At 70.5% G+C, this 13,034-nt stretch carries 11 protein-coding genes; 6 read left to right on the top strand and 5 right to left on the bottom strand.

The annotated features are described in order from the left end of the window. Positions 1 to 80: 80 nt before the first annotated feature. Positions 81 to 1,073 carry an IS1595 family transposase gene (locus ACK4YQ_RS13245; RefSeq protein WP_409611887.1) on the bottom strand — a complete coding sequence of 331 codons (993 nt, stop codon included), beginning with the start codon at positions 1,071 to 1,073 and terminating at the stop codon, positions 81 to 83. 178 nt (positions 1,074 to 1,251) lie between these two features. On the opposite strand from ACK4YQ_RS13245, the gene recA reads away from it, so the two are divergent. Together recA and alaS are read left to right on the top strand one after the other, a co-directional pair. Continuing rightward, positions 1,252 to 2,322 carry a recombinase RecA gene (recA, locus tag ACK4YQ_RS13240; RefSeq protein ID WP_409611886.1) on the top strand — a complete coding sequence of 357 codons (1,071 nt, stop codon included), beginning with the start codon at positions 1,252 to 1,254 and terminating at the stop codon, positions 2,320 to 2,322. 280 nt (positions 2,323 to 2,602) lie between these two features. Then, entirely contained in the window at positions 2,603 to 5,242 is a 2,640-nt protein-coding gene (gene alaS / locus ACK4YQ_RS13235; protein WP_409611885.1) for an alanine--tRNA ligase, read from the top strand. A gap of 9 nt (positions 5,243 to 5,251) precedes the next feature. Here the strand turns inward: alaS and ACK4YQ_RS13230 are convergent, their stop codons facing one another. The 4 genes from ACK4YQ_RS13230 to bla form a co-directional block, all read right to left on the bottom strand. Continuing rightward, on the bottom strand, positions 5,252 to 5,635 hold the full coding sequence (locus tag ACK4YQ_RS13230; protein ID WP_409611884.1) for a VOC family protein: 384 nt from the start codon (positions 5,633 to 5,635) through the stop codon (positions 5,252 to 5,254). Positions 5,636 to 5,702: 67 nt separating this feature from the next. Further along, complete coding sequence (locus ACK4YQ_RS13225; protein ID WP_409611883.1) at positions 5,703 to 6,623, bottom strand: AEC family transporter; 921 nt, start codon at positions 6,621 to 6,623, stop codon at positions 5,703 to 5,705. Positions 6,624 to 6,682: 59 nt separating this feature from the next. Continuing rightward, a complete protein-coding gene (locus ACK4YQ_RS13220; RefSeq protein WP_409611882.1) occupies positions 6,683 to 7,903 on the bottom strand; it encodes an NADP-dependent isocitrate dehydrogenase in 1,221 nt (406 codons plus the stop codon). 124 nt (positions 7,904 to 8,027) lie between these two features. Further along, entirely contained in the window at positions 8,028 to 8,921 is an 894-nt protein-coding gene (gene bla / locus ACK4YQ_RS13215) for a class A beta-lactamase (RefSeq protein ID WP_409611881.1), read from the bottom strand. 100 nt (positions 8,922 to 9,021) lie between these two features. Here bla and ACK4YQ_RS13210 point away from each other — a divergent pair, with 100 nt between their 5' ends. The 4 genes from ACK4YQ_RS13210 to ACK4YQ_RS13195 are packed head-to-tail and all read left to right on the top strand — an operon-like array spanning position 9,022 to position 13,033. Further along, positions 9,022 to 9,897, top strand: coding sequence for a LysR family transcriptional regulator (locus ACK4YQ_RS13210; RefSeq protein WP_409611880.1), 876 nt, complete (start codon positions 9,022 to 9,024; stop codon positions 9,895 to 9,897). A gap of 24 nt (positions 9,898 to 9,921) precedes the next feature. Continuing rightward, entirely contained in the window at positions 9,922 to 10,707 is a 786-nt protein-coding gene (locus ACK4YQ_RS13205) for an RNA methyltransferase (protein ID WP_409611879.1), read from the top strand. Continuing rightward, on the top strand, positions 10,704 to 11,783 hold the full coding sequence (locus ACK4YQ_RS13200; protein ID WP_409611878.1) for an NAD(P)H-dependent flavin oxidoreductase: 1,080 nt from the start codon (positions 10,704 to 10,706) through the stop codon (positions 11,781 to 11,783). The genes ACK4YQ_RS13205 and ACK4YQ_RS13200 overlap by 4 nt, the downstream gene beginning before the upstream one ends. A gap of 11 nt (positions 11,784 to 11,794) precedes the next feature. Beyond that, a complete protein-coding gene (locus ACK4YQ_RS13195; RefSeq protein WP_409611877.1) occupies positions 11,795 to 13,033 on the top strand; it encodes a DUF1254 domain-containing protein in 1,239 nt (412 codons plus the stop codon). Position 13,034: the final 1 nt, after the last annotated feature.

The raw sequence follows: 13,034 nt of genomic DNA, 5'->3' as shown, positions 1-13,034 counted from the left end.
GCTAAGTCGTTGATTTCAGAGTCTTTCCATTGCTGCGCTTGCTTTTCCTCGTCCTCCAGCGGGAGTGAGGGCGCGGCCGCTTACGCTTGAGTGGCTTCAGCCCGCTCGTCAGTTGACCGATAGGTCAGGCGCTTGCCAACCACGCCCTTCAGCGCGCGGTTCGCCCGCTCCTGATCATCCACGCCGAGGGCGACGCGGTTCGAGTAGCGGAAATCGAATTCCGCCAAATAGCGGTGCAGGTGCTGTTCGGAGCAGTGCTGATAGACGCCCTTCATGCCGCGCTTGAAGATGCTGAAGAAGCCTTCGACCGTGTTCGTGGTGGTCAGGGCGCCAGCGTCGTAACGCACGTACTCGTCCTTGCCGTGGTCCACGGACTGGTGGTCGGCGAACTCCTTGCCGATCCGGCGATAGTGCTGGGCTTGGTCCGTGTTCAGGACGCTCGCCCGATCCGCCGTCTGCATGGCGCGGACCATTTCTTCCTTCTGGAGGCTGTCCACGTGGATGGAGCGAGCGCGACCGCCACGCTCCACCAGGGAGACGATCTTGCGCATGTCGCCCGTACCGCGACGTTGCTGCCAGCCCTTGCCGGACACGAAGATGGTCGCCTGCTTGCCGAGGAAGGTTTCATCGACCTCCAGAACGACGCCAGCGCCGCCCATCGGGGTAGAGCCGCCATCCTTCATGGCTTCGCGGATGCGGTGCGCCAGGAACCAGGCCGTCTTGTAGGTGACCTCCAGCGTGCGGTGCAGCTGGTGAGCGCTCACGCCCTTCTTGCTCGCACACATCAGGAAGATCGCCTGAAGCCACTTGTGCAGGGGCAGGTGGCTTTCCTCGAAGATCGTGCCGATGCGGACGGTGAACTGCTTACGGCAGTCGCCGCACTTCTTCAGGCCGTGGCGGACGACGCCCTCGGGGTTCTTCTTGGTCGCCTTGGAACGAACGCCTTGGAGCGCATAGGTCCGACCCGTGCAGCCGCAGTGCGGGCAAACGGGGCCTTCCGGCCACAGCATCGCCTCCACAAAACGGAACGCTTCGGCTTCATCGTGGAAATAGGGCTTGGACAGAACGGACATGGCTCAACTCCTTGTCCGCTAAGGTATCAGGCCCCGTGGGTTTGTCAAAGGTATAATCGCCGAGGAAAAAGAACATCTTGCGAACATGGAACAAACGCGGTACGCGTTTGGTCAACGACGGGCGCGCCGAGCGTCAGCCGGTCGGGTTGGCGGAATCATGGGATAAGGGGCTCTGGAAATGAGTCAGTCGGCGTTGAAGCTCGTGGCGAAAGAAGACGGTGACAAGCAGCGGGCGCTGGAAGCGGCGCTGGCGCAGATCGATCGGGCCTTTGGCAAGGGCTCGGTGATGAAGCTGGGCGACAAGGGCAAGGTCGTGGAGATCGAGTCCGTGTCCACCGGCTCCCTGGGGCTGGACCTGGCCCTCGGCATCGGGGGCCTGCCTAAGGGGCGGATCGTGGAGATCTACGGGCCGGAAAGCTCGGGCAAGACCACGCTGGCCCTGCACGTGGTGTCCGAGGTGCAGCGGGCCGGCGGCACCGCCGCCTTCGTCGACGCCGAGCACGCGCTCGACCCGGTCTACGCCCACAAGCTGGGGGTCAACCTCGACGACCTGCTGGTCTCCCAGCCGGACACCGGCGAGCAGGCGCTGGAAATCACCGACACCCTGGTGCGCTCCGGCGCCGTCGACGTGATCGTCATCGACTCGGTGGCGGCCCTGACGCCGCGGGCCGAAATCGAGGGCGAGATGGGCGACAGCCTGCCCGGCCTGCAGGCCCGCCTGATGAGCCAGGCGCTGCGCAAGCTGACCGCCTCCATCTCCAAGGCCAAGACCCTGGTCATCTTCATCAACCAGATCCGTATGAAGATCGGGGTGATGTACGGCAGCCCCGAGACCACCACGGGCGGCAACGCGCTCAAGTTCTACGCCTCGGTGCGCCTGGACATCCGCCGCACCGGCTCGGTCAAGCAGCGCGACGAGATCGTCGGCAACAATGTCCGGGTCAAGGTGGTGAAGAACAAGGTCGCCCCGCCGTTCCGCGAGGTCGAGTTCGACATCATGTACGGCGAGGGGATCTCCAAGCTGGGCGAGATCATCGACCTGGGCGTCAAGGCCGGGGTGATCGAGAAGTCTGGCTCCTGGTTCTCCTACAACAGCCAGCGCATCGGCCAGGGCCGCGACAACGTCCGCGAGTTCCTCAAGGCCAACAAGGACCTCGCCGACGAGATCGAGCGGGCGGTGCGCGGCAACGCCCCCAAGATCGAGGAGGAGCTCCTGGTCGGCGGACCGGAGGACGGCGAGGAGGGCTGACCTCCCGCCGGTGGGTGCGCCCTACGCGGGCGCACGCCGCCAGAAACCCTCTCGTCTCGAGGCGCCGTCTCTCCAGGGCGAGGCGGCCCGCCAACCCGTCGCCTGCCCGAACGCGCCCCCACGCGGGCGCCTCGAGACCGGGAAAGGACGTCCGGATCCCCGTCCGGACGTCCTTTTTCTTTGCGACCGGCGCCAAGTCCCGTAAACGGTCGCCCGCCCGGCGCTGCTTGCGCAGCGACGGGGCGCACACCAAGTCGCTTAGACGAAGTCCCTGATCGCCATGCCGAGCCTCAACGACATCCGTTCCACCTTCCTGGGCTATTTCGAGAGGAACGATCACCTGATCGTGCCCTCGGCCCCGCTCGTGCCGCAGAACGATCCCACGCTGTTGTTCGTCAACGCCGGCATGGTGCCCTTCAAGAACTATTTCACCGGCGCCGAGAGCCCGCCGGCCCCGCGCGCGGCCTCCTCGCAGAAGTGCGTCCGCGCCGGCGGCAAGCACAACGACCTGGACAACGTCGGCTACACCGCCCGCCACCACACCTTCTTCGAGATGCTGGGGAACTTCTCCTTCGGCGACTACTTCAAGGAGCGTGCGATCGAACTGGCCTGGACGCTCCTGACCAAGGAGTTCCAGATCAACCCGGATCGGCTGACGGTCACGGTCTACCACACCGACGACGAGGCCGCGGGCCTGTGGCGCAGGATCGCCGGCCTGCCGGACCAGCGGATCATCCGCATCGCCACCAGCGACAACTTCTGGTCCATGGGCGACACCGGCCCCTGCGGCCCGTGTTCGGAAATCTTCTTCGACCATGGCGAGCATATCGCCGGCGGCCCCCCGGGCAGCCCGGACGAGGACGGCGACCGGTTCGTGGAGATCTGGAACCTGGTCTTCATGCAGTACGAGCAGTTCGCGGACGGCCGCCGCGTCGACCTGCCCAAGCCCTCGATCGACACGGGCATGGGCCTGGAGCGTATCGCCGCGGTGCTGCAGGGCGTGCACGACAACTATGACGTGGACCTGTTCCGCACCCTGATCGAGGCGTCGCGGGCCCTGACGGGCTCCGGCTCGAACGGCCCGTCGCATCGGGTGATCGCCGACCACCTGCGCTCGTCCAGCTTCCTGATCGCCGACGGCGTCAGCCCCTCGAACGAGGGCCGCGGCTACGTGCTGCGCCGGATCATGCGCCGCGCCATGCGCCACGCCCACCTCCTGGGCGCCGAGGAGCCGCTGATGCACCGCCTGGCGCCGGTGCTGGTGCAGGCGATGGGCGAGGCCTATCCGGAACTGCGCCGGGCCGAGCCGGTGATCGTCGAGACCCTGCGCCAGGAGGAAGAGCGCTTCCGCCGCACCCTTGGCCGCGGCATGGCCCTGCTGGACGAGGCGACCGCGAGCCTGCCGCCCGGCGGCGTGCTGCCCGGCGACACCGCCTTCAAGCTCTACGACACCTACGGCTTCCCCCTCGACCTGACCCAGGACGCGGTCCGCGCCAAGGGCTTGACCGTGGACCTCCAGGGCTTCGACGCGGCCATGGCCCGCCAGCGCGAGCAGGCGCGCGAAGCCTGGACCGGCTCGGGCCAGCAGGCCCAGGCCGCCGAATGGTTTGCGATCCGCGATCGCCTGGGGCCGACCGAATTCGTCGGCTATGAGGCCGTCGAGGCCACCGGCGAACTCCTGGCCCTGGTGGTCGAGGGCGCCGAGGTCGACAAGGCGGGCAAGGGCCAGGCGGTTCAGGCCGTGTTTGACCGCACCCCCTTCTACGCCGAGAGCGGCGGCCAGGCCGGCGACACCGGCGAGGTCGAATGGCCGGGCGGCCGCGGGCGGGTGGCCGACACCCAGAAGCAGGCCGGCGACCTCTTCGTCCACCACCTGGAGATCCTGGAGGGAGAACTGGCCAGCGGCGACCGCGTCCACCTGATGGTCGACGCCGAGCGGCGCATGTCCACCCGGGCCAACCACTCGGCCACCCACCTGCTGCACGCGGCCCTGCGCCACGTTCTGGGGCCGCACGTCTCGCAGAAGGGCCAGATGGTCGACGGCGAGCGGATCCGCTTCGACTTCAGCCACGGCCAGCCGCTGACCGGCGAGGAGATCGCCCGGATCGAGGCCGAGGTGAATGCAGTGATCCGTCAGAACATGCCCGCGCGGACCGAGGAGATGGCGCCCCAGGCGGCCATCGAGGCGGGGGCCATGGCCCTGTTCGGCGAGAAGTACGGCGACAGCGTGCGGGTGCTCACCCTCGGCCAGGCGCTGGAGGGAGAAGGCGCCTATTCGGTGGAGCTGTGCGGCGGCACCCACGTGGCCCGCACCGGCGACATCGCCCTCTTCAAGATCGTCTCCGAAGGCGGCGTGGCCGCCGGGGTGCGGCGCATTGAGGCCCTCACCGGCGAGGCCGCGCGGCTGTGGCTGCAGGAGCAGGCGTCCGTCGCCAAGTCCCTGGCCGACCAGTTCAAGGTCCCGGTGGGCGAGGTCCTCGGCCGCGTGGAGGCCCTGTCGGCCCAGGCCCGCAAGCTTGAGAAGGAACTGGCCGACGCCAAGCGCCAGCTCGCCATGGGCGGCGGGGCCGGGGGCGGCGCGCCCGAGATCGAGGAGGTCGGCGGGGTCAAGCTGCTCGCCCGGGTGATGGACGGCGTCGGCGGCAAGGACCTGCGTCCCATCGCCGAGGAGTTCAAGAAGCAGGTCGCCGATGGGGTCATCGCCCTGGTCGGGGTGGCCGAGGGCAAGGCGGCGGTCACCGTGGCGGTCACCGGCGCGGCGAAGGAGCGGCTGAACGCCGCCGAACTCGCCAAGGCCGCCGTCCTGGCCATGGGCGGGCAAGGCGCCGGCGGCCGGCCGGACTTCGCCCAGGGGGGAGCCCCCGACGGCGCCAAGGCCGCCGAGGGTCTGGCCGCGGTGAAGGCGGCGCTGGCGGGCTGAGCCGCTCGCCTAGCTCGCCGGCGTCGTGAACACGCAGAGCTTGTTGCCGGTCGGATCGCGCAGATAGGCGCCGAAGAAGCTGGTGGAGTCCGCCGGCCGCGGGCCCGGGGCGCCTTCATCGCGTCCGCCGGCGCCGAGGCCGGCGGCGTAGGCTTCGCGCACCGCCTGCTCGCTCGGGGCGCGCAGCGCGACCATGATCCCGTTGCCGGGACGGGCTGGCTCGCCGTCGAAGGGCGGGCAGACATAGATGTTCTGGGGCTTGCCCTTGGGGCCGTAGCCCGCCCAGCCGCCTTCGAAGAACGCCCGCTCGTAGCCGATCGCCCCCAGCAGGGAGTCGTAGAAGGGCAGGGCGGCTTCGACGTCGAGGGCGCCGATGGTGACATAGCCGATCATGTGAGGTCTCCCGTCTTAAGGCGGGAAGCCTAGCGCGCTAATCGAACAAAACAAGAACAAAGCCGCTTCAGCCGACCAGCAGATGAGTCAGGACCGACAGGCTCGCGGCGCTGACGACCGTGCCGGCGATCACGGCCAGGGCGGCCCCGCGGGCGTGGATGTCGAGGGCGCGGGTCTGGATGAACACGTTCACCGCCGTGGGGCAGGCGGCCAGCAGGGTGAAGGCGGCGCGCACCTCGCCCGAGGCGCCGGCGAAGCCCAGGGCGAACCACACCAGGACGGGGGCCAGGAGGAGCTTGATAGCCAGGGTGAGGCCGAGCGGACCCAGGTCCGCGGCCCCCGGCGGTTCGCGCTCACGGCCGATCAGGCCGCCCAGGGCGACCAGGGCCACGGGGCTGGCTGTGGCCGCCAGCCAGGAGAGCGGACGATCGACGAGGAGTGGGAGCCGCACATGGCCGAGGGATAGCAACAGTCCGACCAGCGCGCCGCCGACGGTGGGGTTCAGGAGCACCCGGCGAAGGGCGATCGTGACCCGCCCGTCCGGCTTGCCGGACTGCAGCACGGCGATCGACAGCGCCATCAGCAGGATGAAGTCCACGGCCACCACGGCGGCCGCCGGCGCGCGCAGGGCCTCGCCGAACAGGGAGACCGCCAGGGGCGCGCCGAGAAAGGCGGTGTTGCCGACGGCCGAGGTCATGGCCAGCCCTGCGTTGGCCTCGCGGGGGAAGCCCAGGGCGCGGCCGATCAGGGGGGCGGCGGCGAGCACCGCGCCCATGGCCGCCGCGTAGGCGACGAGGTCGCGCGCCAGCGCCGCGTCCGGCGGGGGCGCGTCGCCCAGCCAGCGGATGAGCAGGGCCGGAAAGCCGATCCAGAAGGTGTAGGCGCTGAGCCAGCCGCCGAGGCTGGCGTTCAGCAGGCCCGTCCGCCCGGCGACGGCGCCGGCGGCGATCAGGGCGAAGAAGGGCGCGATGCGCAGGAGGAGGTCCAAGGCGAAGCGCGCCCCCGCCGGGCGGCGCGGCGGCCGCCCGGATCATCTGGGAAGTCGGATCAGGCCGGCTCGGCCAGGGCCTTTTCCAGGTTGAGGGCGACCTTGTCGATGAAGCCCTCGGTGGTCAGCCAGCCCTGGGTGTCGCCGACCAGCAGCGCCAGGTCCTTGGTCATGGAGCCGCCTTCGACGGTGGCGACGCACACCTTCTCCAGCGTCTCGGCGAAGCGGGCCAGCTCGGCGTTGCCGTCGAGCTTGGCGCGGAAGGCCAGGCCCCGGGTCCAGGCGAAGATCGAGGCGATCGAATTGGTCGAGGTCGATTCGCCGCGCTGGTGCTGGCGGTAGTGGCGGGTGACGGTGCCGTGGGCGGCCTCGGCCTCCATGGTCTTGCCGTCGGGGGTGATCAGCACCGAGGTCATCAGGCCGAGCGAGCCGAAGCCCTGGGCCACCTCGTCGGACTGCACGTCGCCGTCGTAGTTCTTGGCCGCCCAGATGAAGCCGCCGGACCACTTGAGCGCCGCGGCGACCATGTCGTCGATCAGGCGGTGCTCGTAGGTGATGCCCGCTTCCTTGAAGCGCGCGGCGTACTCGGCCTCGAAGATCTCCGCAAACAGGTCCTTGAAGCGGCCGTCGTAGGCCTTGAGGATCGTGTTCTTGGTGGACAGGTACAGCGGATACTTGCGGTCCAGGGCGTAGGCGAAGCAGGCGTGGGCGAACTCGCGGATCGACTCGTCGAGGTTGTACATGGCCATGGCCACGCCGGAGCCGGGATAGTCGAACACCTCGTGCTCGATCGTCTGGCCGTCCTTGCCTTCCCACTTGATGGTCATCTTGCCCGGACCCGGCACGCGGAAGTCGGTGGCGCGGTACTGATCGCCATAGGCGTGGCGGCCGACGATGATCGGCTGGGTCCAGCCCGGGATCAGGCGCGGCACGTTGCGGCAGATGATCGGCTCACGGAAGACGACCCCGCCCAGGATGTTGCGGATCGTGCCGTTGGGCGACTTCCACATCTTCTTGAGGTTGAATTCCTCGACGCGGGCTTCGTCCGGGGTGATCGTCGCGCACTTGATGCCGACGCCGTATTTCTTGATGGCGTTCGCCGCGTCGATGGTGACCTGATCCTCGGTCGCGTCCCGATGCTCGATGCCCAGGTCGTAATAGTCGATCTGCAGGTCGAGGAACGGGAAGATGAGCTTGTCCTTGATCATCTTCCAGATGATGCGGGTCATCTCGTCCCCGTCGATGTCGACGACGGGGTTGGCGACTTTGATCTTGGCCATGAGGGCGAAGCGCTCCAGGGCGATTGCGAGGGTTGAGGCCGTATAGCGGTCCTAGCGCCCGCGGCAAAGGGCACGGAGCGTCAACATAGCCTCGCAGGGCGCGATTTCCGCAGGCGCGCGCCTGCTAGGCGAGCACCTCGGCGGCGATGCGCCCGACTTCGGCCAGGATCGCGTCGCGGCCCGGCCCGTCCAGGCCGGAGCGGGTGAGGTAGGCGGCGACGAGCGCCGGACGGCCGTAGGCGCGCCAGACGATGGCCACGTCGTTGGAGGTTCCGGTCTCCTCGGGCCCGGTGCCGGTCTTGTCCCCGACGCGCCAGCCCTTGGGCAACCCGGCCCGCAGGCGGGCGTCTCCGGTCCTGTTTCCCACCAGCCAGCCGGTGAGCCTGGCGCGGGAGGCCGGGGTGAGCGCGCGGCGCAGGATCAGGCTGCGCAGGGTCTCGACCATGGCGTCCGGCGTGGTGGTGTCGCGCGGATCCCCCGGGATCGCGGTGTTGAGCTCCGGCTCCCAGCGGTCCAGGCGGGTGGTCGGATCGCCGATCGAGCGCGGCCAGGCGGTCAGTCCGGCCGGGCCGCCGAGGGTCTTCAGGATCAGGTTGGCGGCGGTGTTGTCGCTGAGCGTGACGGCGGCTTCGCAGAGCGCGTCAAGCGTCATGCCGGCGCCCGCGTTGCGCTTGGTGGCCGGCGAATAGGCGACGAGGTCGGACTCGGCGTAGGCGATGCGGCGCCCAAGCCTGTCTCGGCCTTCGTCCACACGCGCCAGCACGGCTGCGGCGGCCAAGGCCTTGAAGGTGCTGCACATGGCGAAGCGCTCGCCGCCCCGGTGGCGCAGGCCGGCGCCGCTGGATACGTCCACGATGGCCACGCCCAGCCGACCGCCGCTGCGCGTCTCGAGCGCCTGCAACCGCTGGAGGGGCAAGGCTCCGGCGGCGCCCTTGCCCTGCGCCGCCGCTGCGCCCGCCAGGCCCGCGGCCAAGCCGCCGCTGGTCAGCCCCAGGATCAGTTCGCGCCGCCCGATCATGTTCCCGCCCTCCGTTGCGGAAGGGAAACTGGCGCGCGGGGCGCACCTGCGCAAACGATGATACCTTGCCGATGACCCGAGAAAAATTCGGGCTTCGCACATGTCCCGCCTGCACCTGCCGCTTAACGGGCTGCGCGCCTTCGAGGCCGCGGCGCGCCACCTAAGCTTCACCCGCGCTGGGCTGGAGCTGTCGGTCACCCAGGCGGCGGTGAGCCATCAGGTGAAGGGGCTCGAGGCGCGTCTGGGCGTGACGCTGTTCCGGCGCCTGCCTCGGGGCCTCGCCCTGACCGACGAAGGTCAGGCGCTGCTGCCGGCCCTGCGCGAGGCCTTCGACCGGCTGGGGCAGGCGGTGGAGCGGTTCGAGGGCGGGCGCATGCGAGAAGTGCTGGCGGTGGGGGCGGTGGGCACCTTCGCGGTCGGCTGGCTGATGCCGCGCCTGGAGCGGTTCGCCGCGGAACACCCGTTCGTCGACCTGCGCCTGTCGACCAACAACAACCGGGTGGACTTGGCGGGGGAGGGGCTGGATTGCGCCATACGCTTCGGCGACGGCGCCTGGCACGGCACCGAAGCCCTCCGCCTGATGGCCGCGCCGCTGACGGTGCTCTGCGCCCCGGCCGTGGCCGAGCGCCTGGCCCGGCCGGCGGACCTGAAGGGCGAGGTGCTGCTGCGCTCCTACCGGGCCGACGACTGGCCGGCCTGGTTCGCGGCGGCGGGGGAGGCGTGCCCCACCCTGCGCGGGCCGGTGTTCGATTCCTCCTTCGTGATGGCGGAGGCCGCCGCCCAGGGCGCCGGCGCGGCCCTGGTCCCGGCGGCCATGTTCGAGCGCGACCTAGCGAGCGGACGGCTGGTCCGGCCCTTCGCCGTCGAGTCCGGGCGCGGGGCCTACTGGCTGACCTGGCTGAAGTCCCGCCCGTCGAGCCCGGCGCTCGACGCCTTCGGCGCCTGGCTGGCGGCGGAGGCTCAGGCTTGCATTTGAGGCCGCAGCGGTCAGATAGACCCCATGTCCGCCGCACCTCCTCCCTGCGTCATCCTCAACGCCCCGCAGCTGGCCGAGAACATCGGCGCCTGCGCCAGGGTGATGGCCAACTTCGGGCTTTCCGAGCTGCGCCTCGTCAACCCGCGGGACGGCTGGCCCCAGGAGCGGGCGTGGGCCTCGGCGTCGGGGGCGAACTGGCCGCTCGACGATGCGGTGGTGAAGACGCGGGTCGAGGACGCCATCGCCGACCTGCAACTGGTGTTCGCCACCACCGCACGGCCCCGGGAACTGACTCTGCCGGTCATGACGCCGCGCGAGGCGGCGGCCGAACTTGCGAGGGCCAGCGCGGCGGGCCTGCGCACCGGCCTGCTGTTCGGCGGCGAGCGGGCGGGTCTCGAGACCGCCGACATCGCCCTGTGTCAGGCGGTGGTGACCATTCCGATCGATCCGCGCTTCCGCTCGCTCAACCTGGCTCAGGCCGTGGCGCTGAACGCCTATGAGTGGCGCATGACCCAGGCGGCGGTGCCGCCGCCGGCGTTCCGCGATGGCGCGCCGCCGGCCGACGGCGCAGCGATGCTGGGGCTCTACGAACACCTGGAGCGGGAGCTTGAGGCAGCCGGCTTCTTCCATCCCCCCGAAAAGACGCCTTCGATGGTGCAGAACCTGCGCGCCGCCCTGGCCCGCGCCAGGTTCACCGATCAGGAGGTGCGCACCCTGCGCGGCGTGGTCACCGCCCTGTCCCGCGGCCGCGGCCGCGTGCTGGAGAAGCTCGCCAGGCAGAAGGCGGCGCGGACGGAGAACCAGGGATGAGCCTGTCGGACCTGCTGGACTCCCTGCCGGTCCCGATCCTGCAGGCGCCGATGGTCGGGGCGTCGACCGAGGAGATGGCCCTGGCGGTCGGCGCGGCCGGCGGTATGGGCTCCATCGGCGCCGGCGCCCTTTCGCCCGAGGCGATCGGCGAGGCGGTGCTTCGGCTCAAGTCGCGCTCGCCGGGGCCGTTCGGCGTGAACCTCTTCGTCCTGCCGCCGGCGCGGCCCGACGGGGAGGTGGTGAGCCGGGCGCTGGAGCGGCTCGCGCCTTGGTACGCCCAGCTCGGCGCGCCGCTTCCGGAGGCGCCGAACGACTTCGCACCGGATTTCGAGGCGCAGCTCGCGGCCCTGACCGCCGCCGCCCCGCCGGTCGCCTCCTTCACCTTCGGCGTCCTCTCCCGCGAACAGGTGGACGCCCTGCATCGGGCGGGGACCTTTGTGGTGGGGACGGCGACGACGGTGGCTGAGGCGCGGGCCTGGGCCGAGGTCGGGGCCGACGGGATCTGCGCCCAGGGCTTCGAGGCCGGCGGACATCGGGGCCATTTCCTGGCCGAGACCGAAGCGAGCCTGGTGGGGACGCTGCCCCTGGTGGCCACCATCCGTGCGGCCGTGGACCTGCCGGTCGTCGCCGCAGGCGGGATCATGGACGGGCGCGGCGTGGCCGCCGTGCTGGCGCTGGGCGCGGCGGCGGCGCAGATGGGCACGGCGTTCCTCCTGTCCGACCAGACCGGCGTGAGCGCGCCGTGGCGGGCGGCCCTGGCCGGGGCCGGCGACGAGGCGACCCGGCTCACCCGCGCCTTCACCGGCCGCCACGCCCGGGGCCTGGAGAACCGCTTCATGCGGCAGATGCGGGTTGCGGAGGACGAGGTTCCGGCATACCCCGTGCAAAATCGTCTCACCCAGCCGCTGCGGGCTGCGGCGGCCAAGGCCGGCGAGGCCGACATGCTGTCGCTGTGGGCCGGCCAGGGCGCGAGCCTGGCCAGGTCAGGCGAGGCTGGGGAGATGGTGCGGCGCTGGTGGAGCGAGGCGCAGGAGGCCGCCCGCCACCTCGGCCGGCGAACGAGGCAGGACACCTAGGGGAGAGCACCATGGCGGATCTTAGAACGGCGGCGCGCGAGGCCTGGCTGTACGCCCTGCCGCTGATCGAGATCGCCACCACGCGCTCGCGGGTGATGGCCCTTGGCCAGCAGATGAACGTCTTCACCCATGTGCGCCGCCTGGCCGACCACCGGCACCGGGCGGTGACTACGCCGAACAACGACACCTTCTATTCCACGGCCCAGGTGGACCTGTCGCACGGGCCGGTCAGCATCGTCGTGCCGCCGTCCGGCGAGCGTTACCTGTCGCTGGCGCTGATGGACGCCTACACCAACAACTTCGCCATCCTGGGCACCCGCACCACCGGGCCGGACGGCGGCGTCTTCACCCTGGTGGGTCCGAACGAAGCCGCGGAGGGCGCCAACGTCGTCCGCTCGCCGACCAACCACGTCTGGGCCCTGGCCCGGGTGCTGGTGGACGGCCCGCACGACGCCGAGGCGGCCAAGGCCGTGCAGGGCGGGCTCTCCATGCAAGGGCCCGCCGCGCCGCCGCCTCCGGCCGAGGCGGCCCGCTCCGATGGGTGGGCGGCCTATTTCGCCAGCGCCGCGCGGCTGATGGCGGCCAATCCGCCGCCTGTGACGGACCGGGCGATCCTGCGGCGGATCGCCCCCCTGGGTCTGGGCGAAGGGTTCGACCCGGCCCGCTTCACCCCGCAGGAGGTCGCCGAGATCGAGGCGGGCGTGGCCGAGGCGCGCAAGGAGGCGCGCAAGTCGGGCCTCGGCGGCGATACCTTCATCGACGGCTGGTCCTATCCCGAGCCGAGCCTTGGGAACTTCGGCCAGGACTATGGATACCGCGCGGCGGTGGCCCTGTCGGGCCTGGCCGCCCTGCCGCCGGTGGAGGCGATGTACATGCGCGCCGAGGGCCACCTGCCGGGCGGGCTCTATGACGGGGAGCGCAACTGGCGCCTGCATTTCCCCGCCGACCGGCTGATCCCGGTGGACAGCTTCTGGTCCCTCTCCCTCTACGAGGCGACCGACGACGGCCAGTACTTCTTCGCCGAGAACCCGTTGGCGCGTTTCGCCATTGGCGACCGCACCCAGGGCCTAGCCTACAACGACGACGGCTCCCTCGACATCTGGATCGGACACGCCGATCCGGGGGAGGAGAAGCGCTCCAACTGGCTGCCGGCGCCGGCGGCCCCGTTCGCCCTGTTCATGCGCGCCTATCTGGCCAAGCCGGAACTGCTGACCGGACGCTATCGCCTGCCGCCGATCGTCGAGGCCTGAC

The sequence above is a fragment of the Phenylobacterium sp. genome (genome assembly GCF_046291545.1).
In the GTDB taxonomy this organism is placed as follows: Bacteria; Pseudomonadota; Alphaproteobacteria; order Caulobacterales; family Caulobacteraceae; genus Phenylobacterium.
Note: the sequence above shows the minus strand (reverse complement) of the source record. Positions and strands in the feature narration are given on the sequence as shown.

Coding starts and splice junctions, on each gene's coding strand:
- ACK4YQ_RS13245 (WP_409611887.1), bottom strand. CDS start 1,073: ATGTCCGTTCTGTCCAAGCCCTATTTCCACGATGAAGCCGAAGCGTTC.
- recA (WP_409611886.1), top strand. CDS start 1,252: ATGAGTCAGTCGGCGTTGAAGCTCGTGGCGAAAGAAGACGGTGACAAG.
- alaS (WP_409611885.1), top strand. CDS start 2,603: ATGCCGAGCCTCAACGACATCCGTTCCACCTTCCTGGGCTATTTCGAG.
- ACK4YQ_RS13230 (WP_409611884.1), bottom strand. CDS start 5,635: ATGATCGGCTATGTCACCATCGGCGCCCTCGACGTCGAAGCCGCCCTG.
- ACK4YQ_RS13220 (WP_409611882.1), bottom strand. CDS start 7,903: ATGGCCAAGATCAAAGTCGCCAACCCCGTCGTCGACATCGACGGGGAC.
- bla (WP_409611881.1), bottom strand. CDS start 8,921: ATGATCGGGCGGCGCGAACTGATCCTGGGGCTGACCAGCGGCGGCTTG.
- ACK4YQ_RS13210 (WP_409611880.1), top strand. CDS start 9,022: ATGTCCCGCCTGCACCTGCCGCTTAACGGGCTGCGCGCCTTCGAGGCC.
- ACK4YQ_RS13205 (WP_409611879.1), top strand. CDS start 9,922: ATGTCCGCCGCACCTCCTCCCTGCGTCATCCTCAACGCCCCGCAGCTG.
- ACK4YQ_RS13200 (WP_409611878.1), top strand. CDS start 10,704: ATGAGCCTGTCGGACCTGCTGGACTCCCTGCCGGTCCCGATCCTGCAG.
- ACK4YQ_RS13195 (WP_409611877.1), top strand. CDS start 11,795: ATGGCGGATCTTAGAACGGCGGCGCGCGAGGCCTGGCTGTACGCCCTG.